The organism is Nocardia carnea (assembly GCF_029869215.1).
Classification (GTDB): domain Bacteria; phylum Actinomycetota; class Actinomycetes; order Mycobacteriales; family Mycobacteriaceae; genus Nocardia; species Nocardia carnea_B.
Genome location: NZ_JARWPM010000209.1, coordinates 1 through 25,916, shown reverse-complemented (window position 1 = coordinate 25,916; position 25,916 = coordinate 1). Strand labels below are relative to the sequence as shown.

The following is a 25,916-nucleotide window of genomic DNA, read 5'->3' as shown; positions in this document are numbered from 1 at the left end:
TGCGGCGCCGTACCCGGACGTTCCGCCGTCACGGCGCTCCTGCCCGGATCACGCATGGACCGGCACCTTTCTGCGAGGGCGGTCCACTACGCGCGGGTCCACCAGCGGATACACCAGATCCACCAGCAGATTGACCACAACGTAGGCCGCCGCGCCGAACAGGACGATGCCCTGCACCACCGGGATGTCCTGGTTGAGCACCGAGGTCTGGGTGAGGCGGCCGATACCGGCACGCGCGAACACTGTTTCGACGACCACGGATCCGGCGAGCACCGTGCCCACCCAGATACCCGCGACGGCGAGCGCCGGTCCGAGCGCCGCGCGCAGCACATGCCGCCGCTGGACCCGGGCCCGGGACGCGCCCTTGGCGAGGGCGACGGCCACGAACGGCTGCTGCCAGGTGGTGACGAGGCCGCTGTAGAGCACCTGCGCGACCACCGCACCCACCGGAACGGCCAGGGTGACCGCGGGCAGGACGGTGCCCGCGAACCCTGTCCCGCCGAAGGCCGGGACGAGCCGCAGCTGGAACGAGAAGACCTGCAGCAGCAGCAGTCCCACCCAGAAGGTCGGCATCGCGGCGCCCACCGGCGGCAGTGCGGTCAGCACGGCCCGCAACCAGCGGCGTTCGGTGTAGGCGGCCGCCAGCGCCAGCGCGGCACCGAATACCACGGCCGCCGCCAGCGCCGATCCGGCGAGCGCCAGGGTCGAGGGCAACGCCTCGGTGATGGCGGCCGAAACGGTCTGGCCCGTGGTCAGCGAATACCCCAGATCGCCGCGGAGAGCGTGGGTCAGGGCGGTCCAATACTGTTCCCACACGGGCTTGTCCAGGCCGTACCGCGCCTGCAGTTCGGCGACGGCCACGGCGTCGACCGGTGTGCCCGGGCTCGCGTCCACCGCCAGCTGCACCGGATCCGCCGGTAACAGGTACAACACCGCGAACGTCGCCGTGAACGCCGCCCACAGCACCCCCGCCGCTTGCAGCACCCGGAACGTCATATAACGGGCCATCACCTCACCGGCCGCTCAGCCAGGTGTCGAAGAACTGCAACCGCGCGGAGGCCTCGAACTTCAGGTCCCGCACCGTCCCCGAGACGCCGATCGCCTGGGAGAGCTCGACGGTCGGGATCCACAGTCCCTCCGCGAGCAGGAGTCGCTGTGCCGTACCGATCAGCCGGGCACGTTCGGCGGTGCCGACCGTGCGCAGCTGTCCCGACAGCGCGGCGTCCAGCGCCGGAATCGCACCGCGGGCATTCAGGTTCCGCCCGTCCAGCCCGAAGTTGGCGCGCAGGATATCGCCGTCGGCCCGGGTGGTGTTGTAGTAGATCGTGTCGAAATCCTTGGCGTTCTGCCGGACCGTGTAGTCGGCGTTGGACGCGAGTTCGAGCCGCAGATCGACCCCCGCCGCCCGCAACTGCTGCTGGAGCAGCTCCAGGATCGCCTGGTTGCCGGCGAATACCTGGCTGAAGAGCACGCCGAAGGACAACCGCTGCCCGTCCTTCACCCGGATACCGTCCGCGCCGGGGATCCAGCCCGCCGCGTCGAGGATGCGTCGCGCGGCAGGCAGATCGAACCTGGTGTCCGCGGAGAGGTCGACATAACCGGGTGTGGTGTGGGCGAGTGGGCTGGTGGCCGCCCGGAACTGCGGGCCCAGCACGGTGTCGACGAGTTCGCGGCGGTCGATCGCGGACACCAGCGCGGTCCGGACCGCCTGGTCGCGCAACGGGCCTCGCGTCACGTTCGGTTGCAGGCCGAAAGTGAGCCCGGGGTTCGAGGCGGTGGCCACCTGCCCGCCGGCCGCCTCGATCTGTGGCGCGTCCTGGGGCAGGGCATCGCTGATCGCGTCGAGCTGGCCGGAGGCGAGGCTACCGGTCCGCACCCCCGACTCCGGGACGACGGTGAATTCGATCCCGTCCAGATACGCTTCCCCGCGATGGGCGAAGACCGCCGAACCCCAGTCGTATCCGGGTCGCTTCGCCAGCGTGACCTTATCGCCTTGGCGGTATTCGGCATACGTGAACGGGCCGCTGCCGACGACCTCGCCGAGGCAGCGCTGCTCGGCCGGCTTCGCTGTCGTCGCGGCGGCCAGGATCGCGAGCTGCGGAGTGGAGGTGGCCTGCAGGAACTGGGCGTTGGGCGCACCGAACCGCACCCGGGCGGTGAGCGGGTCCACCACCTCGGTGCCGCCGTAGTTCGCGAGATAGACCGCCCCCAGCGGGGCCTTGACGCCACCGAGGGTGTGCACGATCGAATCGAAGGTGGCGCGAACCGATTCCGCGGTCAGCGGGGTTCCGTCGCTGAAGGTCACGCCCTCACGCAGATGGAAGGTGAAGGTGGTGGCGTCCGGGCTCACCTCCCAGCGTTGCGCCAGCCACGGCCGCAGTTCGCCGGTCGCCGGATCCTGATCGGTCAGCGAATCGGCGATCTGCCGGGTGACGTAGAGAGTCTGGTTCGTCCCGCTCTGCGCCGGATCGGAACAGGTCGGCGCCTGGGACAGGCCGTACCGCAACGTTCCTCCCGGCCGCGGCGGGCCGTCGGGCCCCGCCTGCGGGCCGCCACCCGCGCAGGCACCCGAGGCCAGCACCGCGGCCAGCACGCCCACCAGGGCCACGATTCGTCTCATCCAGCTCTCCGCATCGCGCCGCACCGGACACTCGGTGCCGGTATCACCGGACCGGGATCGGCTCCACGGCAGATCCCCGGCATACGGAAACGGTAGGGAGGCAGCGGCCGCCCGTCGCCGGTCTCGCTCAGCCTGAACACAACTCACGGTGACGGGGCCGCGCACTGAGCCCGCGGATCACGGGGCATGCGCGGCGCCCGCCGCCGCGGGATGATATGTGCGGTCCCGCGGCGCCGGAATCGGACACCCACTGCGCTCAGGAGAGCTTCCCGGCTCTCCGGCAGGCCCCGGGCGGCAGGCCGCCCCAGTGAACAAAGGATCCTGCGCATGCTGAAACCGCTCCTCGTCCTCGCCGCGCTCTACCTCGCCGTGATCGGCCTGGCACTCCTGCTGGTCCCGGCGCAGTTCGGTGTCGGTGCGGTGCCCGACGACGCTCCGCCCGAGTTGATCGCCCTGCTCCGACTGCTGGGCGGGCCGTTCCTCGGGATCGCCGTCCTGAACTGGATGTCGCGCGGCGCCGACCCGTACTCCCTCCGGAACACGGTGGTGGCAGCGAACCTGGTGGGGTTCGGCGTCGTGGCACTCAACGATGTGTGGGGCGTGCTCAGCGGCTCCGCCCGCGACCTGGCCGCACTGTTCCTCGTCGTCCACCTGGCCTTCGCCGCGGCATTCGCGCTGGCCTGGTGGCGTGCCCGGCCCGCCGCGGCCGGATCGGATTCCTGACTGTCGGCGTTTCACCACGGCGCACGGGACGGGCCGTGCCATGGTCGGTTCTGCTGGATGAACCGACCACCCGCCCTGTCGAAAGGTGAGCTCATGTCCGGTTCCGCGTCGGCGGACAGTTCGTCTCCACGGCCGTCGAGGTCGGTCCGGGAGACGGGTTCCCCAAGGGCCGGCGCCTGACCCGATGACGGCCGCCCGCGGAAAACAACGGTGGCGGAGCTTTCGGGAGTCGCGGTTCCTCCCCGCCACGGTGATCGCCGGAATCATCGCCTGCGCCGCCGCCTTGTTCGTCGGTTCCTACACCTACGCGACCGCCAACCCGAAACCACGCCACATACCCGTCGCCGTGGTCGGTGACGTACCTGCCGCACAGGCCCAGCGGCTGGAATCCGAATTGAACGCGGCGATGGACAGTTCCCTGGAGGTACGGCACACCGGCGACCGGGCGCGCGCCCTCGACCTGCTCGCGGAACAGACCGTTTTCGCCGTTATCGAGACGGCACCGGACCAGACGATGACGCTCGGCCTGTCCAGCGCTTCGGGCCAGACGGTGGCAACGGTCCTGCAGAACGCGGTACCACCGGTCGCCCAGCGCGCCGGGTACACCGTGACGACGACCGACCTCCATCCGTTACAGCCCGGTGATCCGCACGGGCTGACCCTCTTCTACATGACCATCGCCTCAGTGGTGGTGGGCTTCGTCGGCGCGATTCAGCTCGGGGTCCACGCCCGCGGCCTGCGTCCCGGCGAACGTATCGCGTTCATCGCCGCGTACGCCGTGCTCGGCGGCTTCGCCATCCTCGTCACCGTCGACCGGCTCCTGGGCGCCCTCGACCTGCCCCTCCTGTCGTGGCCGGTTCTGACGCTGACCATGTTCACCTCCGGCATGGTGTTCACCATGTTCAGCGCCCTGTTCGGCCGCTGGGCGATGCTGCCGACCTGGGGAATCATGATTCTGCTCGGCAACCCGACCTCCGGCGGCTCGGTGTCGTGGCCGCTGCTGCCCGGTCTGCTCGCGGCCGTCGGCCGCTGGCTGCCGCCGGCCGCCTCGGTCGATGCACAGCACACCGCCGTCTACTTCCCGGACCATCAGCACCTCGGGCCGTGGCTGGTCCTGTCCGGATGGTCGGCGGCCGGTATCGCGGTGTTTCTCATAGCCCAGCGCCGAGCGGACAGCTGAGCGGTGATCCGGGCCGTTACCGCGACGCGCGTGTGGGTGCTGTTTCGGAGGCCGCCGGGGGGATATTCTCGCCCGCATGGCCACCTGCGCAATAGTGCCGGCGGCTGTTTCTCCGATGCCACCGCACGTGCCGACCCGGTTCGGTCGATTCGCCGCCGCTTCGCTGCGCGCGCCGTCGAGGAGGTGTGATGCACGATCTGGATCCACCGTTTCGGCCGATACGCCGGGTCGATGGCTACCTGCCGCTCGAGGATTACGGGCTGATCGGTGACGGCGCGACCGCGGCCCTGGTCGGTGTCGACGGCTCGATTCCCTGGCTGTGCATTCCACGGTTCGACGCCGAACCGCTGTTCTGCGGACTTCTCGATCATGCTCGAGGTGGGTCGTTCACCCTCGCACCGGAGGAACTGCGCGAGGGCCGCCAGCGCTATCGTCCGGACACCGGGGTGTTGGAAACCGAGCTGCGCTGCGCCACCGGAATCGTCCGGGTCACCGACGCGCTGGTCCTGCGTTCGGGTGCCGACCTCGGTGAGGACGCCGCGGCCGACCGGGCGGAACTCGTGCGCAGCGCCCGGGTCTTCGAAGGCCGGGTCCGGCTGGCCGTCGAGGTATCGCCGCGCGGCGGGGCCGAGGTGCGACCACTGCTGAGCGGGATGGAGATCCGCCCGGCGTCGCAGCCCCGGGTGCGGGTGCATCTGCGCAGCACCCGTCCGGTGACGGGTCTGCGCAGCACGTACGACCTGACGCAGGGCGAGCAGGTGGATTTCGCGTTGTCGTGGGGACGTTTTCACCGGCACCATCGGTTCGACGCCGAGACGATGCTGCGGGACACCGCGTATGCCTGGCGGTCGTGGCTGGACGGCTGCGACTATGCCGGCCCGCAGCAGCGCCTCGTCCGGCGGGCCGCGATCACGCTCAAGATGTGTGATCACTGGGCGAGCGGATCGGTGATCGCGGCCCCGACCTCCTCGTTGCCGGCGCCGATGGGCGGTGTCCGCAACTGGGATTACCGGTATGTCTGGATCCGCGACGCCGCCTATGCCGTCTTCGCCTTGCGCCGTATCGGCTTTCACATCGAGGCCGATGCGTTTCTCGGCTGGGTGCTCGATGCCGTCGAACGTGGCGACCGGCCGCGGATCATGTACGACCTGGACGGGGATCCGGTACCGGACGAGATATCGGATGCCGGTCTCGAAGGCTATCGGCGTTCGGCGCCGGTGCGGTGGGGCAACGGCGCCGCCGACCAGCGCCAGCACGACCTCTACGGTGAGATCCTCGATTGCGCCGACCAATGGCTGCATGCCGGCGGCGAGTTGCAGCCGGTCCTGTGGGCCGGTCTGGCCGGCCTGGCGGATATGGCCGCCCGCACATGGGAGCAGCCGGATCAAGGGATCTGGGAGGTTCGCAGCGAGGGCCGCGCGTTCACCTACAGCGCGGGACTGTGCCAGGTCGCGCTGGACCGGGCCGCGTCGATCGGTGAGCGTTTCCGGCTATCCGGGCCTGTCGGCACGTGGCGCGCCACCGCCACACATATCCGCGAGTCCATTCTGGAACGCGCCTGGAACGAGCGGGCCCGGACATTGAGCGCCCATCTCGACGGCGGCTCCGCACTGGATGCCAGTCTGCTCGCGCTACCGCTACGTCATGTTCTCCCCGCCGACCATCCGCGCATGGTGGCGACGACCGCGGCGATCGCCGAACGCCTGGACGCCGGGGGTGGGCTGCTCTACCGGTACCTGCACGACGAATCACCCGACGGCCTGCCCGGCGACGAGGGCGCGTTCGTCCTGTGCAGCTTCTGGCTGATCGACAATCTGACCTTGCAGGGCCGTATCGAGGAGGCCGAGCAACTCTACGAGTCGCTCTGTGACCGCGCCAGCCCGCTGGGCCTGTTCTCCGAACAGATCGACCCCTCCACCGGCGCGTTCATGGGTAACTTCCCGCAGGCGTTCAGCCATATCGGCGTCATCGCCAGTGGCGTGAACCTCGCACGAGCAAAGGCGGCCACCCGATGATGCCTACGGCGAGTGATGCCCCGCGCGAGACGTCGTCAGACGTGAGATCGTCTGCGAAACCGACCCCCCAGGGGCTGCGCAGCCAGGCATGGTGGGACAACGCGGGAAACCGCGAGATGACGGCGCTGTATCTCGAGCGGTTCCTGAACTACGGCCTCACCCGGGCCGAACTCCAGGCGGGCCGGCCGATCATCGGCATCGCGCAGACCGGTAACGATCTGGTTCCCTGTAACCGGCATCATCTCGCGCTCGCCGACCGGATCAGGGACGGGATCCGGGATGGGGGTGGTATTCCGTTCGAGTTCCCCGTCCATCCGTTGCAGGAGACCGGCAAGCGCCCCACCGCGGCATTGGACCGCAACCTCGCCTATCTCGGGCTGGTCGAGGTGCTCTACGGATATCCCCTCGACGGAGTGGTGCTGACGACGGGCTGCGACAAGACCACGCCGGCCTGTCTGACCGCGGCGGCGACGGTGAACATCCCCGCGATCGTCCTGTCCGGTGGACCTATGCTCAACGGCTATCATAACGGCATGCGGACCGGCTCAGGGCTGGTGATCTGGCAGTCGAAGCGGCTCCTGGCGGCCGGGGAGATCGACTACGAGGAGTACATGGCGCGGGTGAGCGCCTCCGCACCCAGCATCGGGCACTGCAACACCATGGGCACCGCGCTGTCGATGAACAGCCTGGCCGAAGCCCTGGGAATGTCGCTGCCCGGCTGCGCGGCGATACCGGCCCCCTACAACGAGCGGGCGCAAATGGCCTACGCGACCGGCTTGCGGGCGGTGTCCTTGGTCCGCGAGGACCTGACACCTCGCACGATCATGACCCCGCAGGCCTTCGAGAACTCGATCGTCGTCGCCTCGGCCATCGCGGCGTCGACCAATGTGCCGATTCATATCAATGCCATCGCACGTCACGTCGGGGTGGACCTGACCAATCAGGACTGGCAGCGCGCCGGACGCGATATCCCGGTTCTGGTGAACCTCGCTCCCGCCGGGGAATTCCTCGCCGAGGACTTCTACCGGGCCGGCGGTGTCCCCGCGGTCATGCGATCACTGCTGGAGGCCGGGCATCTGCACGGTGACGCCGGGACCGTCTCGGGGCGGACCGTGGCGGAGAACCTCGAGCATGTTCCGCCTGCCGACCCGGCGGTCATCCGCCCCGTGCACGACCCGGTCACCGCCCACGGCGGACTGCTCGTCATGTCCGGGAACCTGTTCGACTCGGCGATCATGAAAACCTCGGTCATCACCGACGATTTCCGGGCTCGCGGCCTGCCGCGCCCCGACGGGTCGTCGGCGTTCGACCTGCGCGCCATCGTCTTCGACGGACCCGAGGATTACCACGCGCGCATCGGAGATCCCGACCTGGGCATCGACCAGGACTGCCTCCTCGTCATCCGCTACACCGGGCCCATCGGCTATCCGGGGTCCGCCGAGGTCGTGAACATGGAGTTGCCCGCCGCCGTGGTCCAGCAAGGGATCACCGCGCTGCCCACGCTCGGCGACGGCCGGCAGAGCGGCACCTCGGACGCACCGTCCATCCTCAACGCCAGCCCCGAGGCCGCGGCGGGTGGGAACCTGGCCATCCTGCGCACCGGTGATCTGATCCGTATCGATCTCGACAACGCGCGCGTGGATGTTCTCCTGACCGAGGACGAGATCGCCGCGCGGTGGGCCGATCACACACCACCGGCCCTGGAGCACCAGACACCGTGGCAGGAGATCTACCGTTCCACGGTCGGCCAGCTGGACAGCGGCGGCTGCCTGGAGTTCGCCGTGTCGTACCAGGACATCGCCCATACCAAGGGGATCCCCCGTGACTCGCACTGACTCCCGCGCAACGATCCTGATCGCCGACTACGACTTCGGCGAGGTGGATATCGAACGCAAGATCGTCGAAGGCGCCGGTCTCCGGCTGCTGGCCGCGCAGTGCAAGAGCGAGGAGGAGGTGATCGAGGCGGGCCGCGAGGCCGACGGCATTCTGACCCAGTACGCACAGGTCGGAGCGCGCGCCATCGCCGCATTGCCCCGCTGCCGGGTGATCGCCCGCTACGGCACCGGCGTGGATATCGTCGATGTGGACGCCGCGACCGAGCATGGAATCCAGGTCACGAACGCACCGAACGACTGGTGTGCCGACGAGGTCGCCGATCATGCCATCGCGCTCTGGCTCGCGGCCGCCCGCAAGATCTGCCGCTACGACCGGGCGACCCGGCAGGGCGAATGGCACTGGCAGACCGGACAACCCATCCACCGATTGCGGGGTCAGGTGCTGGGTCTGCTGTCTTTCGGCGCCATCGCCCGGCTCATCGCCGAACGCGCCCAGGCGTTCGGTGTCGAGGTCTGGGCATACGACCCGTTCCTCGACCAGTCCGAGATCCAGGAATCCGGGGTCCGGCCGGTGTCTTTCGACGATCTGGTGGAAGGTGCCGACTACGTGGTGATCCAAACACCGCTCACCCCACAGACGCACCACACCTTCGACCGCGCGACGCTGCGCCGGATGAAGCCGAACGCCATCCTCGTCAACACCGCGCGCGGCCCCATCGTGGAAGATGCGGCCCTTGCGCAGGCACTCACCGAAGGCTGGATCGCCGGCGCGGCTTTGGACGACCTCGAGGAGGAGCCCGCGAAACAGCGGGGGTGGCGCCCTACGAATCCGCTCTTCGACGTGCCCGACGTCATCGTCACACCGCACGCCGCCTATTACTCGGTGGAATCCGTCAGAACGGTGCGGACCGTCGCCGCCGAAGAGGCCGTACGGGTGCTGACCGGGCAGCCGCCACGATTCCCGGTCAACGAGCTGCCCGGGGCCGGTCTCGGTCGATGACGACGGAAATGGATTCCGTGCTACGGGGTTCCCGGATCCTGCCGGTGCTGACCGTGCCCGATCCGGCCACGACCCGTCCCTTGGCCGAGGCGCTCGCGGCGGGCGGCGCGCGCTGCGCCGAAGTCACCTTCCGCACCGCGGGCGCCGAGCAGGTACTCGAGACGATGGCGGCGCACGGCGCCCTGACGGTAGGCGCGGGCACGGTGCTCACCCGGGATCAGGCGGAACGCGCCGTGGCCGCCGGCGCCGGCTTCGTCGTCTCGCCCGGCTACGACGAAGGGGTCGTAGCGCGGTGCCGGGAGCTCGACGTGCCCGTGGTGCCGGGCATCGCCACGGCCACCGAGCTGATGCGCGCCCTGCGGGCAGGGTGCCACACCGTGAAGCTCTTTCCCGCCGAACCACTCGGCGGATTGCGTACGCTGCGGGCACTCGCCGCGCCCTTCCCGCAGGTCCGCTTCATTCCGACCGGTGGCGTCAAGGACTCCCACCTCGACTCCTACCTCGCCGAGCCCGCGGTCCTCGCCGTCGGTGGCAGCTGGATGGCGACGGCGGGGCATCTGGAACGAGCCGACTTCGAGGCGATCCGCCGGCTGACCGCCGAGGCCGTCGAGCGGAGCACACCGTGACCGACGTGGTGGCCCTGGGCGAGGTGATGCTGCGCTTCGACCCGGGCGAGGGCCGCATCCGCACCGCCCGCACCTTCCAGGTCTGGGAGGGCGGCGGTGAGTACAACGTCGTACGCGGCCTGCGCCGCTGCTTCGGTCTGCGTACCGCGATCGTCACCGCCCTGGCCGACAATGCCGTCGGCCGGCTGGTCGAGGACCTGATTCTCCAGGGTGGAGTCGATACCTCGCTGATTCGCTGGGTGCCGGCCGACGGTATCGGCCGCGCCGTCCGCAACGGGCTGAACTTCGTCGAACGGGGCTACGGTCTTCGCGGCGCGCTCGGCGTCAGCGATCGGGCGCACACCGCTGTCTGTCAACTGCGCCGGGGCGATATCGACTGGGACGCCGTCTTCGGCGCGGGCCCGCGCTGGTTCCACACCGGCGGCATCTTCGCCGGACTGTCCGACACCACCGTCGACGTCGCCGAGGAGGCCATGGCGGCCGCCCGCCGCCACGGCCTCACCGTCTCCTACGACCCCAACTATCGCCCCAGCATCTGGGCGGACCGGGGTGGCGCGGACCGGGCCCGCGAGGTCGACCTGCAACTGGCCCGGCACGCCGATGTCATCGTGGGCGCCCTGGCGCTGGCCGGCACGCGCCCGGGCGAGGTGCGTATCGGTGCCGACGAGATACCGGACGCGCTGGCCGAGGTGGCGGGCCGGGCTCCCGGCGCGTCGGTCGTGGCGACGACGCTGCGCGAGGTCTCCTCGGCCGATGTCAACGACTGGTCCTCGGCCGCCTGGTCCACCGAGGACGGCTTCGTTCGCGGCCCCCGGATGCGGGAGCTCCATATCCTGGACCGCGTGGGCTCCGGCGACGGTTTCGCCGCCGGACTGATCCACGGTCTGCTCTCCGGCGCCTCGGTCGAACGCGCCCTCGCCTACGGCACCGCCCACGGCGCCCTCGTCATGACAACACCGGGCGATAGTTCCATGGCCACGCTGGCCGAGGTCGAAGCACTCATCGCGAACGGATCGCCCCACGTCAGACGCTGACCGCGGCGGTCGACGACCGCGACGTCCGAGTTACCACCCGGTGCTAATGTGAACATATGTTCGAATCCGAGCCTCCGCAACGAGGCGCCGGGCACCTGGGCCGCCCCGCAGGGACGGGGCGCCGGCCTCGGATAGCCGCCCGGCCGCAGGCGTCGATCCTGCATGCCGACCTGGATTCGTTCTACGCCTCGGTCGAACAACGCGACCAGCCGCAGCTGCGCGGCAAAGCCGTGCTGGTGGGCGGCGGGGTCGTGCTGGCCGCCAGCTACGAGGCCAAGGCTCGCGGAGTGCGAACGCCGATGAGTATCGGACGGGCACTGCAACTGTGCCCGGAGGCGATCGTGGTTCCGCCGCGGATGTCCGAATACGCACGGGCCAGCAAGCAGGTGTTCGCGATATTCGCCGATACCACCCCCATCGTGGAGGGGATTTCCATCGACGAAGCCTTCCTCGATGTCGCCGGACTGCGGCGCCTCGCCGGTGAGCCACGCACCATCGCGGCGGAGTTGCGCGCCCGGGTACGACGCGAAGTCGGCCTGCCCATTTCGGTGGGTATCGCGGGTACGAAATTCCTGGCCAAGGTCGCCAGCGCGGTCTCGAAGCCCGATGGGTTGTTACTCGTCGAACACGGCGGTGAACTCGAGTTCCTGCATCCCCTTCCGGTACAACGGCTCTGGGGCGTGGGACCGGTGACAGCGGAAGCCCTGCGCGGGCACGGTATCGAGCGGATCGGGCAATTGGCCGAACTCGGCGAACAGGGCCTGCGGCCCCTCGTCGGCCGGGCCGCGGCCCGGCATCTCCACGCCTTGGCCTGGGCGCGCGACCCGCGCCGCGTCGAGACAGGGCGGCGGCGCCGGTCGATCGGCGCCCAACGCGCGATCGGCCGGCACCCACACCGCCCGGCCGAGATCGAGGCGTATCTGCACGGCCTCACCGACCGCCTCACCCGGCGGCTGCGGACCGCCGAGCGGATCTGCCGGACCGTGGTGCTGCGCCTGCGTTTCGACGATTTCACCCGGGCCACCCGCTCGCACACCTTGCCCGATGCCACCGACCACACCGAGACCATCCTGCGCACCGCGCGCGGCCTGCTCACCGCCGCGATGCCGCTGATCCGCGAACGCGGCATCACCCTCATCGGCCTGGCGCTGACAAATCTCGAAGACGCCGACCCCCGGCAGCTCAGCCTGCCGTTCGAGCCGGGTCCCGGCCCCGAATTGGATACAGCCCTCGACGAAGTCCGCAGCCGGTTCGGTGCGAGCGCCGTCACCCGGGCCGCGCTGCTCGGCCGCGGCGAGGGGCTGTCGGTACCGCTGCTGCCCGATTGAGCCGGTGCCGCAGGCCCGCCGCCCGGGCCGTTCGGCACGAACGACGAACTGAACGACCGACCAACAAGATCTGGACGAATGTTCAACCGTATGGTTCGCTGCCATGCGACAGGAAGGAACCGCGATGGCAGCGATCCCCGAACCTCGTTCCGCCACTCCCGATCCGGTCCGGGGCCGGGCGGTCGCCCGCCGCACCGTGCTGGCGGGTGCGGCGGCGGGAACGTTCGCGCTCGGCGCGGTATCCCCCGGTGTGCCCGGACAATCCGCCACCGCAGCCGCGGAACCGGCCGCGGGCGAGTATCTCGTCGGGCTGGGAATCTCCGATATCACCGGCCCGGCCGCCGAATGCGGCATGATGGGCTACTCGCAGCAGGACCAGACCACCGCCGGTATCCATCTGCGGCCCCGCGCCCGCGCGTTCGTCTTCGCCGCCGGTGGGCGCCGCGTGGTATTCGCCGTCGCCGAGAACGCGATGATCTTCCAGTCGGTACACCGGGGCGTACTCACCGAACTGGCGCGGCGATTCGGCGACCTCTATACCGAGCGCAATGTCCTACTGACCTCGACCCATTCGCATGCCGTCTGCGGCGGTGCGGCGCACGATTACGCCTACAACCTATCGATCCTCGGATTCCAGCAGCAGGTCTACGACGCCGAGGTGGACGGTCTGGTCGAAGCCATCGCCGCCGCCCACGCCGACCTGGCGCCGGGCAGCCTGGCGCTGGGCCGCACCGAATTGCACAACGCCAGCGTCAACCGCTCGCGGGTCGCGTTCGACCGCAACCCCGAGGCGGACAAGGCGCACTTTCCCGGCGCCATCGATCCCGCGGTCACCGTGTTGTCGATCCTCCGGGGCGGGCGGCCGGTGGGTTCGATCACCTGGTTCGCCACCCACAACACGTCCATGACGAACAAGAACCGCCTGATCAGTTCCGATAACAAGGGTTACGCGTCCTTCGCCTGTGAACACACCGAGCACGGTGTCCGTTATCTCGACGACGGCCCACCCGAATTCGTCGCCGCGTTCGCCCAGACCAACGCCGGTGATATGTCGCCGAACCTCGGCCTGCGACCGGGTTCCGGGCCCGGCGCCGACGAATTCGACAGCGCCCGGATACTCGGCGAACGACAGTACGAGGCCGCACGCACCGCGGTGTCCGCGGCGTCCCCGCTGACCGGGCCGGTCGACTCGGTGTTCTGCTATATCGACCTCGCGGATATCGCCGTGGACGGAAAATTCACCCCGGACGGCGCGCCCCGGCACACGGCGCCCGCCGCCGCCGGGGTATCCCTGCTGGCAGGCAGTGTCGAGGACGGTCCGGGGCTGCCCGGCGGACCCATCCCCGAGGGCGTCCGCAACCCGTTTCTCGAGGCCTTGGGCGGGGACCCCCACCGGCCGGCGCCGGCCTGGCTCGCCGACGCCCAGGCCCCCAAGGCGATCGCGGTGCCGTTCAGCCTGCTGCCGCCGGCGCCCTGGGTGCCGAATATCGTCCCGATCCAGATCGTGCGTATCGGTGAGCTCTATCTGGCCGCGGCCGGTGGCGAGTTCACCATCGTCGCGGGCCTGCGGGTCCGCCGCGCCGTCGCGGCGGCGCTGGGGGTCGATCCGCGGCACGTGCTGCTGCAAGGTTATGCGAACGCGTACCACGAATACGTGACGACACCGGAAGAGTACGACGCCCAGCAGTACGAGGGGGCTTCCACACTGTTCGGCCGCTACACCCTGCCCGCTTACGAGCAGGAGTTCACCCGCTTGGCCGCGGCACTCGGCGCCGGTACCACCGTCGCGCGCGGTCCGGCTCCGCGCGACCTCGCGCATCTCCAGCCGAATGTCGTCCCCGCGCCGGGGCCGGACACGGCTCCGCCCGGATACGATTTCGGGGCGATCCTCGTCCAGCCGGCGCCGTCCTACGCACCGGGAACGCGATCGGTCGTGGAATTCGTCTCCGCCCATCCGAAACACAATCCCCGCCGCAACGGCACCTTCCTCGAAGTGCAACGCTTCGTGGACGGCCGCTGGACGCGGGTCGCCAACGAGGGCGAATGGGCGGTGCGTTTCCATTGGAGCAAACGCCCACCGGCGACCTCCATCGCGACCTTCACCTGGGATATTCCCGCCGATTCCCCGGCCGGGCGCTATCGATTCGTCCACTGGGCCGACAGGCTGTCCGCCGACGGCGCGCTGCGACCGTTCACCGGCATCAGCAACGAATTCACCGTCGGCTGATCGCGGCCACCGATCGCCGGAGGGTCCAACCGGCCGTGGTTTCGCGAACCTCACCTCTCGAGGACACTGGACAATTCGTACGCGGCGCCCACGGCCGCCCGGGGATCAGGGCAGGATCGAATCGATATACCCGCCGTCCACTCGCACGGCGCCGCCCGTGGTGGCGGCGGCGAAGTCCGAGCTCAGATAGACGACCATATTGCCGATCTCCGCGGGTTCGATCAGCCGCTGGAGCAGTGAATGCGGACGGTGCTCCACCATGAACCGGTGCTGGGCTTCGTCCCACGGCAGTTCGTCACCCACCAGGTCGTGCACGAAATCTTCGACTCCTGGTGTATGGGTGGGGCCCGCCATCACGGAGTTGACGGTTACGCCGGTGCCCGCCGCGGCTTTCGCATAGCCGCGGGTGACGGCGAGCAGCGCGGTTTTCGTCATCCCGTAGTGCACCATTTCCAGCGGGGTGACCACCGCGGAATCGCTCGCTATATTCATGACCCGTCCGAACCCGCGCTCCATCATCGCCGGTAGATACATCCGGATCAGCCGCACCGCCGAGAGGACGTTGACCTCGAAATAGCGCCGCCATTCGTCGTCGTCGATCTCGAATACCGGTTTCGCCTCGAAGATCCCCAGATTGTTGACCAGGATATCGAGTTCGCCCACCTCGTCCCGGAGTTCCGCCGCACCCGCGGCGGTGGCCAGGTCCGCGGCGACGGCACGTACGGCGGCACCCGGCACCTCGGCCAGCAGGGCATCGCGCGCCTGGTCCGTGCGCTCCCGGCTACGTCCGTTCACGATCACCGCGGCACCGGCCCGGGCCAGCGCGGTGGCGATGGCCGAGCCGATCCCCTGACTGGAACCGGTGACGAGTGCGCGACGCCCGGAGAGGTCGATATGCATACGGCCCATCGTGCCGCACCACGGATATCGGCCGGGCGTGCCACGCGGAAGTACCGGTCGGAGGTGTCCCGGCGGGCAGCCTGTTCAGCGGTTGTGTACCGTTTCGCCCACCCGCGCGGGCAGTTGCTGTTCGCATACCGCCTCGACGAATTCGCCGGTCCGCTGTTCCGGCACACCGTGCGCGATATCGGCTTCGGTGATGATTCCGACCAGCCGGCCCTGTTCGGTGACGGGCAGGCGGCGGATCTGGTAACGCTGCATCAGCGCCAGGAGCTCCCCGAACGCCGTATCCACCTCGACGGTGCGCAGTTCGTCGCCCTGCGCGAACTCCCCGGCGGTCGCGGTCGCCGGATTGCGTCCCAGTGCAAGGCAGTTCACCACGATATCCCGGTCGGTGACGATTCCGACCGGATGCCCCTCCCCGTCGCAGATCGGTAGTGCGCCGATATCGCGCTGCCGCATCTGCTGGGCGGCCGTGTCCATCGTGTCGCGTACCCCGATGGTCGCCACATCGGGGTGCATGAGCTCGCGCGCTGTGATCATGGTGCTCTCCTTCCACCGGGATGCCACCTGCCGGGTTCCTCCACGCTGTACTCCGAGTGCGCTATCCATGGTCCGCGCCGGTGTGATCGCTGTCCAGACCGCAGCGTTCCATGCCGGTGCATGCGATCGCCGAGCCGCCGCTTCGGCAACGGCCGGGCGCACCCGCCGGAATGATCGCGAAGTACTCACCGAGGAGGGTATTTCGGTCCTTCGTGCACGGGACCATCGCCTCCCGCGTTCTGGTGTCGGCGGTGAGCCTGTGCGGGCAGGTCGCCGGATCGAGACCGTACGGTCGCCCGACGGCATCGCATCCCGCCGTCGGAAAGGAACCCCGTGTCCGCGCCTCCCCGATCCCCCGTTGTCGTCGGTGTCGACGGATCCTCCGGTTCGACGACCGCCCTGCGGTGGGCGGCACGTACCGCGGCGCGCCGGCAGGCGCCGCTACACCTGGTGTGCGCCGTGGGCCTGTCCGGCGATCGCGATCCAGAGCACGGCGCCTTCGACGATCGCGCGTTCCGCCACCGCGCGCCGCTGCCGTGACCAGGCATGCGCCCCGTTAATTCCGCGGACGTCCGGGTATGCGGGGCCAATGGTGGAACGTGTGGCTGTCGCCGATGCCCTGCGGGTGGTGACGTTCAATGTGCTCGCGCCGGCCTACGCCGATTGGCCCGCCCGACGGCGGGTGATCGCCGGTGGGCTGGCCGAGTTGCGGCCCGATATCGTCGCGCTACAGGAGGTCACGATCGCGCCGGACCTCACGGCGGTCACCGAATTACTGGGCCCTGACTGGATGCTCGCACCCCATGCCAGGTCGGGGCCCGGCGGTGTCGGTGCGGTGCTGGCCAGCCGATGGCCGCTGGGGGCCGTCCATCAGGTCGATCTCGAATTCGGTGCGCGGGCGGGCGACTTCCCGTGGTCCGGGGCGGTCGTCGCGGAAGTCCACGCGCCGCCGCCGCTGGGAACCGTTCTGGTGGTGCACCACAAGCCGGTGTTCCAGCTCGGCTACGAGTGCGAGCGGGAACGGCAGGCGGTGATCACCGCGCAGTTCGTCGAGGAACTGGTCGGCAGTTCTGCTCGTCACGTCGTGGTGCTGGGTGATTTCGACGCGGGCCCGGAGACCAGCAGCCTGCGTTACTGGACCGGCCGCCAGTCGCTGAACGGCACCAGTGTCTCCTACCAGGACATCTGGGAGAGCGTGCATCCGGGTGCCACCGGACATACCTTCACCCCGGTGAACCCGTTGGCCGCCCGCGGCGATATGCCGCTCGTACCCGGCCGCCGCATCGATCACATCCTGGTGCGCAACACCCACTACGGGCCCACCTTGGAGGTGCGCGATTGCACCCGGATCTTCGTGGAACCACGGCACGGTATCCAGGCCAGCGACCATTACGGCCTGCTCGCCGAACTCGCGGTCCCCGCTCGTCCGCCTGGGGTCTGGGACCGGCCCGAGCGCGGCGGTACCACCACGCGCCGTCAGGTACCCCTGCGGTGAGCCGACGGCGCCACCGTCGGCCCGAAGTCTTTGCGCGCCCGCGGCGTTGATCACGACGCCGAGGCGTGATCGCCACCGAACGCGGCGTCCCGCCGGCGAACCACCCGCCCGGCCGGACGCACAGGCCGGCTGTCGGGCCGTGGTCGCCCGCGAACCGTAGTGCCGTACCCCGTCGCCGGCATATCCGGGCTTGCACTGTCACCTACCGGACTCGTCGGGGACCACCGCACAGCGATGGTCCCCGACTGTCCTACGGTCGCCGGGACCTTCCTAGCGAGACGGTGTCAACCGCCAGTTGTTGTCTTTGCTCCACCATTCGGCGGTGCGACCCGTGCCGACCTCCCGGCTGGAGCCACGCAGATGCCCGTGGCGGGGAAATCGTGTGGCGGCTCATATCGACGACCGCCGCCCCGGGCTGAGCGGCAGACCTCGAACCCGCCCTGCAGTCCGGTCTGCTCATGATCGGCGGCGGGGACACGCCGTGACTATCCCCGGGGGCGGGTTCTACCCCTGGACGCCGGGCGTCGCCGGCTCAGTTGCGCAGGGTGGTGGACGGACTGACTCCCCAGCGCCTGCGATACATCACCGAGAACCGCCCGAGATGCCAGAAACCCCAGTCCGCAGCGATCGCCGCCACCGTGGTCGTGGTGGGATCGGCCGCGGCGAGGTCGGCGTGTACACCAACGAGCCGGGCTTCGCGCAACCGCTCGGTAGGGGTGGTGACCAGATACCGCCGGAAGCCTTCTTGTAGCGTGCGCACCGAAAGTCCCACCGCCGCAGCGATCTCCGCGACGGTGGGCATATCCCGCGCCCGTTCGGCGATCAGTTGTTCGGCTCGGCGGATGGGTCGTGGCGTCGCGTATCCGGCGCCGCCGAGCAGCAGTTCGGAGTAGCTGTTCGGTTGCGCCAGCAGCAGTTGCGACATGATCAACTGCTCGAATTGCGGCCGCAACCGCGACCCACGGAGCAGACCGGGTCCCGCGGCGTCCGCGTGCAGCATACGCAGCGTTTCGAGCCAGGACCGGACGGCGGGCGACCGTAACCGCATCGCCGGCGACATCCGCAGCGGATGATCGGGCGGCCGGCCGAGTATCCGCAGCAGATGCGTATCGAGCGCGTGACGGTCGATCCGCACGAGCAGATGCCGGCTGCTGTCGTGCGCGTTCATATCCAGTGGCTCATCCGGCTCGGGAACCGACGCGACGGTGGTATCGGAGGCGATATCCCGGGACCCCGCACGCACCCGCACCCGGCCGGCCAAGGGTATCTGGACCAGGCGAAAGGTTTCTGTCGGCTCGGAGCGCACGCGAACCTGCACCCCGTACTGCAACTGGGCGAGCCCGACATCCCCGAAGCCGAGGAAATCGCATCGGGCGTCCATCACGCCGGCCCCCGGATCGAGCCGATGGTCCCGGAGAATGCCACCCATCCGCACGCGGGCCTCTTCCGCGTCGCTGGTCTGGAACACGCGATGCCGGGAAAGCGGTTCGATGTCCATTACCGCTCCCGAAGCACAGCAACCGACCGAAGATGGCGGCTCGATTATAGCGGCGCCGAGGCCGGAACGCGGTGCCGCGCAGGCCGATCGGCTGCTGTCCGGCCCGGTGAGCGCGCGCGCCGCCCGAGCGGTCCGACTCGGCAGCCGATCCGGCCATAATCCGCCATTGACAAATGGCACATTGGTAAATGATTCTTAGTGTTATGAACAGGTCGACGAGGACCTCGCCGCCGGTGCGCGCGGTAGGAAAGGTGGGCTGACATGCTGGGGCTCGATATTTTCCGGCCGTTCGGACCGCCGCCACGCAGTCGCGGCGCCCGGGCCGTCGTCACCGGCGCCGGCAGTGGGATCGGGCGCGCCTTCGCAAAGGAACTCGCCGCCCGTGGCGGTCGGGTCGTCTGCGCCGATATCGATCAGGATCGCGCGGACGAAACGGTGGCCGCGATCGGTCGCGAGTATCCCGGAGTGGCGTACGCGTTCCGCTGCGACGTGGCCGAACGCGACGATGTCGAGGTGCTCGCCCGATACGCGGAAACCGTTTTCGACGGTCCCGCCTCGCTGGTGATCAACAATGCCGGGGTCGGGTCGGGCGGGCCACCGGTCGGCGAGATCGGTTTCGCCGAATGGGAGCGCACGCTGAACATCAACCTGTGGGGCGTGGTCCACGGGTGCGAGATCTTCGCTCCGCAACTGCGCGCCGGCGGCCACGGCGGCATCATCAACGTGGCCTCGGCCGCCGCGTTCGGCACCGCGCCCCGGATGGCCGCCTACAACACCGGGAAAGCCGGGGTGCTCGCACTGTCGGAGACGATGGCCGCGGAATTCGCCGGGACCGATATCGCGGTGACCGTGCTGTGCCCGACCTTCGTCCGCACCAATATCGCCCAGGACTCCCCCGTATCCGGCGCCGCCCGCGAACTCGCCGACACGCTGATGCGCTGGACCGGAGTCTCCCCCGACAGCATCGCCCGCACCACCCTCGACGCCAACGATCGTGGCCGGCTGCACGTCGTTCCCCAGCTCGACGCCCAAGTGCTCTGGTTGCTGAAACGACTCTTCCCCGGCCAGTACACCGCCGTGGCCGGTCTGCTCGCGCGACTGCTGCCCGACGAGAAAGCGGCGGCCGCGCCGACCGCGGAAAGAACAGGAGTCTGATATGGCTGCCATGGATTTCCAGGACATGCTCGGCAAGATCAAGGACCGGCAGTGGGCGCTGGCCGATATCGATTGGGACGCCCCGGGCGCGGAAACCATCACACCCGAGCAGCACGCCCGGTTGAAACCGTTCATGGCGGATCTCATGTGGATCGAGAACGTCGGGGCGCGCGGATTCGCGGCTATGGCGAAGAAAGCGCCCGACGAGACCCTGCGCGAGATCTATCGCTATTTCCACGCCGAGGAACAGCGGCACGCCAATGCCGAATTGGCGTTGATGCGGCGCTGGGGCATGCTCGACGGTGACGAGATCCCGCAGCCGAATATCAATGTCAAACTGGTGATCGACTTCCTCGACAAGTATTCCGACGATATGTCGCTGTCGTTCCTCGGCACGGTGATCCCCATGCTGGAGGTCGCCCTGGACGGCGCCCTGGTCAAATTCATCATGGACGAGATCCAGGACCCGGTGTGCCAGGAGGCTTTCCGCCGGATCAATGCCGACGAATCCCGGCATCTCGCCGTCGATTTCGCGGTGATGGACCTGCTCGGGCATGCGGAAATGCGGAAACTGCTGATCGATCTGGTCGGCGGGTGGGTGAAACCGACCTTCCTGATCGGCGTGCTCAGCTATGTCCCGCTGCTGAACAAGATGCGCGACAATATCGTCGCCATGGGGGTGGACGAGCAGAAGCTCTACACGGCCATGGAGCGCTACCGCAAGGTCGGCGAGCGGAGCGAATTCGTCCGCCGGCTCCCGATGTATCAGATCGTGAAACTGCAGGCGAACTGGGTTGTCGACCGCGGCCACCCCTACCATCTCCTCGCCGATGCGCTGGTGAAGATCACCGGGGCCATCCCGCGCACCCTCCTGCGCAAGGATCCGACCTGGTCGAAAGAGCTGACCTACACCCCGGCCGCGTGAACGAGGACACCATGACCACGAACCATGCGGTGCCGCTCGACGTCGCCGTGATCGGGGCCGGATTCGCCGGAATCGGTACCGCCATTCGCTTACGCCAGAACGGCGTCGAAAACTTCGCCGTCTTCGAGCGGGGTGCCGCGATCGGTGGCACCTGGCGCGACAACACCTATCCCGGCGCCGCCTGCGATATTCCGTCCCGGCTCTACTCCTACAGTTTCGCGCCGAATCCGGAATGGTCGCACACCTACTCCGGTAGCGCCGAAATCCTCCGATACATCGAGGCGATCACGGCGAAATACGGGGTGACGCCGCATATCCGGTTGCGGCACACCGTCACCGGGATGTCGTTCGACGAGAACGCCGGTCTGTGGGATATCACGCTCGAGGGCCGTGCGGCCGTCCGCGCCCGGGCGGTCGTGCTGGCCTCCGGCCCGCTCACCGAACCCGGTTTCCCCGATATACCGGGAATCGAAACTTTCACCGGGCACACGATTCACAGCGCGCGCTGGGACCACGACTACGATTTCACCGGAAAACGGGTCGCGGTGATCGGCACCGGTGCGAGCGCGGTCCAGATCATCCCGGAACTGGTCCGGAAGGCCGAATTCGTCAAGGTTTTCCAGCGCACGCCCGGCTGGGTGCTGCCGCGGATCAACCGCCGGACCGGCGGGCTGGTCAAAGAGATCTACCGGCAGGTTCCGGGCGCGGAAACCCTGGCCCGGCAGGCCTGGTTCTACGGCCACGAATCGGTGGCACTGGGCGTCGTCTGGAATACCCCGCTCACCCGGGTGGTCGAACTGGCCGGGCGCGCGCAGTTGCGGCGCCAGGTGCGCGATCCCTGGCTGCGCCGTCAGCTCACCCCGGAATTCCGGGCCGGCTGCAAACGCCTGCTCATGTCCGACGACTACTACCCGGCGTTACAGCGCGCCAACTGCAAGCTGATCACCTGGCCGATCGCGCGGATCGCCCCGGACGGTATCCGCACGGCCGAGGGAATCGAGCACCGGGCCGACTGCCTCGTATTCGCCACCGGCTTCGAAGTCTCCAAACAGGGCACGCCGATCCCGATCACCGGACGTGGCGGCCGGGTACTCGCCGACGAATGGCGACGCGGCGCGTTCGCGTACCGCAGCGTCACGGTTTCGGGCTACCCGAACCTCTTCCTCACCTTCGGCCCCAATTCCGGGCCCGGTCACAATTCGGCGCTGGTCTACATGGAATCGCAAATCGATTACCTGGTCCGCGCCGTCCGGATCATCCTGGATCGCGACCTGCGGATGCTCGAGGTCCGCCGCGACCGCCAGGACCGCTACAACGCGGCCATCCAGCGCCGGCTCGGCGCGACCACCTGGAATTCGGGATGCCGCAGCTGGTACCTCACCGAGGACGGCTTCAACGCCACCATGTATCCGGGATTCGCCACCCAGTACCGGCACCAGTTACGCGAGGTCGAGCTCGGCGACTACACGGTGGTGGCGGCGGAACCGCGGATCGCGGCAAGGCCGGCGTCCGCCTCGTGACCGGCAGCTAGACTCGAGCTCTCGAGCCGGGCGACCGGACGGCAGGCGGGCGAGGAGGTGTGCAGGACATGGCGAGGTACCGGATCGACGACCTCGCCCGCGCCGCGGGCACCACGTCCCGCAATGTCCGCGCCTACCAGGAACGCGGGCTGCTCCCCCCGCCCGCCGCCAAGGACGGCCGGGCCAGTATTTACGACGACTCCCACCTCGAACGGTTGCGGTTGATCGACGCGCTGCTGCAGCGCGGGTTCACCACGGCGCATATCTCGGATTTCATCACCAGCTGGGAAACCGGTAAAGACCTCACCGAGGTTCTGGGCCTGCAGCACGCCGTCACCGCCAACTGGTCGCAGGAGGAGCCGTTCGAGGTCTCCCGGGAACTGCTCACCACCATCCTCGGTGCGCAATCGGACGAACTGGTGGAGAAACTGCGCGGGATGGATCTGGTGCGCATCGACGGCGACACCGTGACCATCACCGACACCCAGCTGCTCACCTCGTTCACCGAGCTGCACGAGTACGGAATCGATCTCGGCACACTCATCTCGGTCTACGCCGAGGTCGCCACCCGGATCGACGATATCAGCGCTCTGCTCATCCGCGCCGCGAAGAACCATATCGTCGACGAGCACGGTCCCGGCTGGTTACCGGACACCAACGAGGAGATCGCCGAAACCACCCGCATGCTCAACACCATGCGCGAACTGGGCGTCGCCGCCGTGCACACCAGCCTGGCCCGCTCCCTGGACGCCACCCTCGCGCGCGAACTCGGCGACTATCTCGCCACCGCCGCGGAACGGGAACGCGAACGCCAGGCGGATCGCGCCGACCGCGGCCGTTGAATATCTTCGGCTCACCGCCGCCTCTGCCGCGTGACGGTGTCGTGGTGGCCGCAGTTCACGATCCGCCGGACGAGCGAGGCGAAGTGGCTAGGCCGCGAGCCGGCACAATGTCTTTCCGACGGTCGCCCCCGACAGCATCGCCACCAGCGCGGCCGGCGCCTCAGCGATCCCGTCGAATACCGTTTCCCGATGGTGTAGCCGGCCGTCCGCGAGGTATCCGGCCACCTCGCGGCGCATCGGTTCCTCCAGATGCAGGAAGGAACCGGCGCGGAAACCACGCATACGCAGACCTTTCGACACCATCGTGAAAAGGTTCGGTGGCCCCGGCGCAGGGGTTCCGTCGTACCCGGAGACCGCCCCGCACAGCGCGATCCGGCCCGCGGGACGCAGCACGTCCAGGGCCGCGGTGAGATGGTCACCGCCGACATTGTCGAAATAGGCGTCGATACCGCCGGGGGCCAGTGCGGCCAGCGATTCCGGCAGCGAGCCCGCGTGATAGTCGAACGCGGAGATCCCGAGTTCGTCCCGGAGGTATGCGACTTTGGCCGCGCTGCCGACGGAACCGAGCACAGTGGCGCCGCGGAGTTTCGCGAGTTGCGCGGCCACCGCGCCCACCGCGCCCGCGGCGGACGACACCCACAGCGTATCCCCCGGTGCCAGCGCCAGGATTTCGAACAATCCGGCGTAAGCGGTGAGCCCGGCGCTGCCGAGTGGCCCGAGAAACCATTGGGCCGGAAGCTCACCGGCGTCGATACGCGCCGGGGCGCCGTAGCCGCCGATGGTCTGTGCCCCGGTACCGAGAAGCGCGTACTCCCGGTAACCGAGTGTGTGCGATACCAGCTCGCCGGCCGCGAAATCCGGGCTCCGCGATTCGACGACCGTACCCAGCGCCAGTCCGGTGAGTTCGTCGCCGGGCCGTAGCGGCGGCAGATATCCGTTCGGTGTAGTGCCGGCGAGCCGGATCCGGATCGACGGGTCGATCGACAGCCAGGTATTGCGCACCAGGATTTCGCCCGGGCCCGGCCGCGGAATCGGGGTCTCGGCCAGCTCGAGATCGGCGGCGGCCAGTTTCCCGGCCGGGCGGCGGGCCAGCCGCACGTGACGATTCAACGGGGGATCCTTTGCTCGCCGCTCAGCGCGCGAACGCGACTTCGGGCGTACGGGCGATGAGCAGGCGGCGGACCGCGCCGGCGGAGTCGAGCTGGGCGGTCGCGTTGAAAGAGGCTTCGAACGCGCCGTCGCGGGTGGTACGGCCGACCACCAGTTCGTATTCGCCCGCCTCGACGCCGACATCGATGTGGTGGACCAATGTGCTCTTCTCCCGCTGCGCCAGGTACGCGACCAATCCTGCGCGATCGCCGACGAATTCGGCGCTCTGCCCGCCGCCTTTGGAGAACTGCACGGACATGGTGAAATCGTCGGCGATCATGCCGAGCACCCGGTCCGGGTCATCGGAATCCATGTAGCCGAACCACCGGGTGAGAACCGGTACCGCTGTCATGCCCGGGCTCCTTCGTTCGAGGTCTGTACCGGGAGCAGCGCGAAATCCGCGCTGAACGAGACCTGGTAGCGGTCGATATGGCCGTCGGCGCCGATATGCATGGCGGCGACGAACCAGCCGGTGGTGACGGAATCGTTCTCGGTGACCGCACCGTGCGCGAAGTACATATCGCCGTCGACGGCGACCCGCAACAGCCGATGCTTGCGATTCACTTTCGGCCGGCCGCCGAGGTAGTCGAGCATGGCCGCCCGGCCGCGGTCCCGGTTGACTCCCGTCGGCAGCACCATCGCGAATTCGACGTCCTCGGCCAGCATGGCCGTCGCCTCCCGCAGGCGGCCGCTGTCCACCGCCGCGTAGTAGTCCTCGATCACGTGGGTCATGAAATGAACTTAGTTCAGCCCACCTCTTCTTGTCGAGAGGTTCGGCCGCTAGGCTCCACAATATCGAATTGAACTCAACTCAAGGGGAGAAGATGTCTCCGACCTCGGCAGAAGTCGCCGAAAGCCCGTGGCCACGCTCGGAACCACCGGGGCTCACCCCTGACGCCGAACAGATTCAGCTGCGCGAATCGCTGCGGGGGTTGCTCGGGAAGTACAGCGATATCGATCGGGTCCGGGCGGCAACGGACACCGATCCGGGCTACTCGCCGCACTTGTGGCGAATACTGGCCGACGAGATGTCGGTGGCCGCACTGGCCGTCCCGGAGCAATACGGCGGCCTCGGCTACGGAACCGCCGAGCTGGCCGTAGTGCTCGAGGAATGCGGACGGGCACTGGTGTGCGAGCCCGTGTACAGCTCGGCGGTACTGGGCGCCCACGCACTGCTCACCGCGCCGGAAGCCGAGGGCAATCCCCTTCCGGAGGTACTTGCCGGAGATCTCCTCGCCACAGTGAGCGCGCTCGGCCCGGCCACCGACGATCTACGGGCCACCCGGGGCCCACAGGGGTGG

24 protein-coding genes are annotated in these 25,916 nt (G+C 68.8%); 16 read left to right on the top strand and 8 right to left on the bottom strand.

All coding sequences use genetic code 11. The features are described from left to right. Window positions 1–48 precede the first annotated feature (48 nt). Window positions 49–1,008, bottom strand: coding sequence for an ABC transporter permease (locus QH276_RS14440; protein ID WP_280398618.1), 960 nt, complete (start codon window positions 1,006–1,008; stop codon window positions 49–51). Between the two features lie 4 nt (window positions 1,009–1,012). After that, entirely contained in the window at window positions 1,013–2,620 is a 1,608-nt protein-coding gene (locus QH276_RS14435; RefSeq protein WP_280398619.1) for an ABC transporter substrate-binding protein, read from the bottom strand. 327 nt (window positions 2,621–2,947) lie between these two features. Here QH276_RS14435 and QH276_RS14430 point away from each other — a divergent pair, with 327 nt between their 5' ends. The 9 genes from QH276_RS14430 (at window position 2,948) to QH276_RS14390 (ending at window position 14,588) form a co-directional block, all read left to right on the top strand. Continuing rightward, window positions 2,948–3,343 (top strand): hypothetical protein, encoded by a 396-nt coding sequence (locus tag QH276_RS14430; RefSeq protein WP_280398620.1) that lies wholly within the window; start codon window positions 2,948–2,950, stop codon window positions 3,341–3,343. A 184-nt stretch (window positions 3,344–3,527) separates the two neighbouring features. Next, window positions 3,528–4,523 (top strand): ABC transporter permease, encoded by a 996-nt coding sequence (locus tag QH276_RS14425; RefSeq protein WP_280398621.1) that lies wholly within the window; start codon window positions 3,528–3,530, stop codon window positions 4,521–4,523. A gap of 188 nt (window positions 4,524–4,711) precedes the next feature. Beyond that, on the top strand, window positions 4,712–6,538 hold the full coding sequence (locus tag QH276_RS14420; protein WP_280398622.1) for a glycoside hydrolase family 15 protein: 1,827 nt from the start codon (window positions 4,712–4,714) through the stop codon (window positions 6,536–6,538). Between the two features lie 41 nt (window positions 6,539–6,579). Continuing rightward, window positions 6,580–8,373 carry an IlvD/Edd family dehydratase gene (locus QH276_RS14415; RefSeq protein ID WP_280398623.1) on the top strand — a complete coding sequence of 598 codons (1,794 nt, stop codon included), beginning with the start codon at window positions 6,580–6,582 and terminating at the stop codon, window positions 8,371–8,373. Beyond that, window positions 8,360–9,373 (top strand): C-terminal binding protein, encoded by a 1,014-nt coding sequence (locus QH276_RS14410; RefSeq protein WP_280398624.1) that lies wholly within the window; start codon window positions 8,360–8,362, stop codon window positions 9,371–9,373. Before QH276_RS14415 ends, QH276_RS14410 begins: the two co-directional genes overlap by 14 nt. Then, window positions 9,370–9,999 carry a bifunctional 4-hydroxy-2-oxoglutarate aldolase/2-dehydro-3-deoxy-phosphogluconate aldolase gene (locus QH276_RS14405; RefSeq protein WP_280398625.1) on the top strand — a complete coding sequence of 210 codons (630 nt, stop codon included), beginning with the start codon at window positions 9,370–9,372 and terminating at the stop codon, window positions 9,997–9,999. The genes QH276_RS14410 and QH276_RS14405 overlap by 4 nt, the downstream gene beginning before the upstream one ends. Beyond that, the gene (locus tag QH276_RS14400) at window positions 9,996–11,033 is read left to right on the top strand and encodes a sugar kinase (RefSeq protein ID WP_280398626.1); all 1,038 of its coding nucleotides are present in this window, start codon (window positions 9,996–9,998) and stop codon (window positions 11,031–11,033) included. The genes QH276_RS14405 and QH276_RS14400 overlap by 4 nt, the downstream gene beginning before the upstream one ends. A gap of 56 nt (window positions 11,034–11,089) precedes the next feature. Beyond that, window positions 11,090–12,361 (top strand): DNA polymerase IV, encoded by a 1,272-nt coding sequence (gene dinB / locus QH276_RS14395; RefSeq protein ID WP_280398627.1) that lies wholly within the window; start codon window positions 11,090–11,092, stop codon window positions 12,359–12,361. Between the two features lie 124 nt (window positions 12,362–12,485). Continuing rightward, entirely contained in the window at window positions 12,486–14,588 is a 2,103-nt protein-coding gene (locus QH276_RS14390) for a neutral/alkaline ceramidase (RefSeq protein ID WP_280398628.1), read from the top strand. A 105-nt stretch (window positions 14,589–14,693) separates the two neighbouring features. Here QH276_RS14390 and QH276_RS14385 read toward each other — a convergent pair whose 3' ends face one another. Together QH276_RS14385 and QH276_RS14380 are read right to left on the bottom strand one after the other, a co-directional pair. Beyond that, entirely contained in the window at window positions 14,694–15,488 is a 795-nt protein-coding gene (locus QH276_RS14385) for an SDR family NAD(P)-dependent oxidoreductase (RefSeq protein ID WP_280398629.1), read from the bottom strand. 84 nt (window positions 15,489–15,572) lie between these two features. Then, on the bottom strand, window positions 15,573–16,031 hold the full coding sequence (locus QH276_RS14380; RefSeq protein ID WP_280398630.1) for a CBS domain-containing protein: 459 nt from the start codon (window positions 16,029–16,031) through the stop codon (window positions 15,573–15,575). A gap of 333 nt (window positions 16,032–16,364) precedes the next feature. Between QH276_RS14380 and QH276_RS14375 the strand changes: the two genes are divergently transcribed. Continuing rightward, entirely contained in the window at window positions 16,365–16,571 is a 207-nt protein-coding gene (locus tag QH276_RS14375; protein WP_280398631.1) for a universal stress protein, read from the top strand. A gap of 61 nt (window positions 16,572–16,632) precedes the next feature. After that, window positions 16,633–17,526 (top strand): endonuclease/exonuclease/phosphatase family protein, encoded by an 894-nt coding sequence (locus QH276_RS14370; protein WP_280398632.1) that lies wholly within the window; start codon window positions 16,633–16,635, stop codon window positions 17,524–17,526. A gap of 532 nt (window positions 17,527–18,058) precedes the next feature. Here QH276_RS14370 and QH276_RS14365 read toward each other — a convergent pair. Further along, window positions 18,059–19,024: an AraC family transcriptional regulator gene (locus QH276_RS14365; RefSeq protein ID WP_280398633.1), complete on the bottom strand. Its 966-nt coding sequence runs from the start codon at window positions 19,022–19,024 to the stop codon at window positions 18,059–18,061. A gap of 261 nt (window positions 19,025–19,285) precedes the next feature. On the opposite strand from QH276_RS14365, the gene QH276_RS14360 reads away from it, so the two are divergent. From QH276_RS14360 to QH276_RS14345, 4 genes are all read left to right on the top strand, one after another. Further along, window positions 19,286–20,179 carry an SDR family NAD(P)-dependent oxidoreductase gene (locus tag QH276_RS14360; RefSeq protein WP_280398634.1) on the top strand — a complete coding sequence of 298 codons (894 nt, stop codon included), beginning with the start codon at window positions 19,286–19,288 and terminating at the stop codon, window positions 20,177–20,179. A 1-nt stretch (window position 20,180) separates the two neighbouring features. Next, the gene (locus tag QH276_RS14355; protein WP_280398635.1) at window positions 20,181–21,104 is read left to right on the top strand and encodes a ferritin-like domain-containing protein; all 924 of its coding nucleotides are present in this window, start codon (window positions 20,181–20,183) and stop codon (window positions 21,102–21,104) included. A gap of 11 nt (window positions 21,105–21,115) precedes the next feature. Further along, window positions 21,116–22,624 carry a flavin-containing monooxygenase gene (locus QH276_RS14350; protein ID WP_280398636.1) on the top strand — a complete coding sequence of 503 codons (1,509 nt, stop codon included), beginning with the start codon at window positions 21,116–21,118 and terminating at the stop codon, window positions 22,622–22,624. Window positions 22,625–22,692: 68 nt separating this feature from the next. After that, window positions 22,693–23,466 (top strand): MerR family transcriptional regulator, encoded by a 774-nt coding sequence (locus QH276_RS14345; RefSeq protein WP_280398637.1) that lies wholly within the window; start codon window positions 22,693–22,695, stop codon window positions 23,464–23,466. Window positions 23,467–23,553: 87 nt separating this feature from the next. On the opposite strand, the gene QH276_RS14340 is transcribed toward QH276_RS14345, so the two are convergent. Genes QH276_RS14340 through QH276_RS14330 form a run of 3 tightly spaced genes read right to left on the bottom strand, consistent with a single transcriptional unit; the run spans window position 23,554 to window position 25,347 of the window. After that, window positions 23,554–24,576 carry an NADP-dependent oxidoreductase gene (locus tag QH276_RS14340; RefSeq protein ID WP_280398638.1) on the bottom strand — a complete coding sequence of 341 codons (1,023 nt, stop codon included), beginning with the start codon at window positions 24,574–24,576 and terminating at the stop codon, window positions 23,554–23,556. Between the two features lie 22 nt (window positions 24,577–24,598). Next, the gene (locus QH276_RS14335) at window positions 24,599–24,967 is read right to left on the bottom strand and encodes a hypothetical protein (protein WP_280398639.1); all 369 of its coding nucleotides are present in this window, start codon (window positions 24,965–24,967) and stop codon (window positions 24,599–24,601) included. After that, window positions 24,964–25,347, bottom strand: a complete 384-nt coding sequence (locus QH276_RS14330) for a nuclear transport factor 2 family protein (RefSeq protein WP_280398640.1) — start codon at window positions 25,345–25,347, stop codon at window positions 24,964–24,966. Before QH276_RS14330 ends, QH276_RS14335 begins: the two co-directional genes overlap by 4 nt. A 92-nt stretch (window positions 25,348–25,439) precedes the next feature. Between QH276_RS14330 and QH276_RS14325 the strand changes: the two genes are divergently transcribed. Then, window positions 25,440–25,916 (top strand): acyl-CoA dehydrogenase family protein (locus QH276_RS14325; RefSeq protein ID WP_280406764.1); only part of this gene is annotated, 477 nt, incomplete at its 3' end.

What these genes read in the sequence shown, in the direction of transcription:
- QH276_RS14345 (WP_280398637.1), top strand. Translation starts at nt 22,693, where the DNA reads ATGGCGAGGTACCGGATCGACGACCTCGCCCGCGCCGCGGGCACCACG.
- QH276_RS14430 (WP_280398620.1), top strand. Translation starts at nt 2,948, where the DNA reads ATGCTGAAACCGCTCCTCGTCCTCGCCGCGCTCTACCTCGCCGTGATC.
- QH276_RS14405 (WP_280398625.1), top strand. Translation starts at nt 9,370, where the DNA reads ATGACGACGGAAATGGATTCCGTGCTACGGGGTTCCCGGATCCTGCCG.
- QH276_RS14385 (WP_280398629.1), bottom strand. Translation starts at nt 15,488, where the DNA reads ATGCATATCGACCTCTCCGGGCGTCGCGCACTCGTCACCGGTTCCAGT.
- QH276_RS14335 (WP_280398639.1), bottom strand. Translation starts at nt 24,967, where the DNA reads ATGACAGCGGTACCGGTTCTCACCCGGTGGTTCGGCTACATGGATTCC.
- QH276_RS14355 (WP_280398635.1), top strand. Translation starts at nt 20,181, where the DNA reads ATGGCTGCCATGGATTTCCAGGACATGCTCGGCAAGATCAAGGACCGG.
- QH276_RS14390 (WP_280398628.1), top strand. Translation starts at nt 12,486, where the DNA reads ATGGCAGCGATCCCCGAACCTCGTTCCGCCACTCCCGATCCGGTCCGG.
- QH276_RS14440 (WP_280398618.1), bottom strand. Translation starts at nt 1,008, where the DNA reads ATGGCCCGTTATATGACGTTCCGGGTGCTGCAAGCGGCGGGGGTGCTG.
- QH276_RS14380 (WP_280398630.1), bottom strand. Translation starts at nt 16,031, where the DNA reads ATGATCACAGCGCGCGAGCTCATGCACCCCGATGTGGCGACCATCGGG.
- QH276_RS14360 (WP_280398634.1), top strand. Translation starts at nt 19,286, where the DNA reads ATGCTGGGGCTCGATATTTTCCGGCCGTTCGGACCGCCGCCACGCAGT.
- QH276_RS14350 (WP_280398636.1), top strand. Translation starts at nt 21,116, where the DNA reads ATGACCACGAACCATGCGGTGCCGCTCGACGTCGCCGTGATCGGGGCC.
- QH276_RS14425 (WP_280398621.1), top strand. Translation starts at nt 3,528, where the DNA reads ATGACGGCCGCCCGCGGAAAACAACGGTGGCGGAGCTTTCGGGAGTCG.
- QH276_RS14435 (WP_280398619.1), bottom strand. Translation starts at nt 2,620, where the DNA reads ATGAGACGAATCGTGGCCCTGGTGGGCGTGCTGGCCGCGGTGCTGGCC.
- QH276_RS14330 (WP_280398640.1), bottom strand. Translation starts at nt 25,347, where the DNA reads ATGACCCACGTGATCGAGGACTACTACGCGGCGGTGGACAGCGGCCGC.
- dinB (WP_280398627.1), top strand. Translation starts at nt 11,090, where the DNA reads ATGTTCGAATCCGAGCCTCCGCAACGAGGCGCCGGGCACCTGGGCCGC.
- QH276_RS14420 (WP_280398622.1), top strand. Translation starts at nt 4,712, where the DNA reads ATGCACGATCTGGATCCACCGTTTCGGCCGATACGCCGGGTCGATGGC.
- QH276_RS14365 (WP_280398633.1), bottom strand. Translation starts at nt 19,024, where the DNA reads ATGGACATCGAACCGCTTTCCCGGCATCGCGTGTTCCAGACCAGCGAC.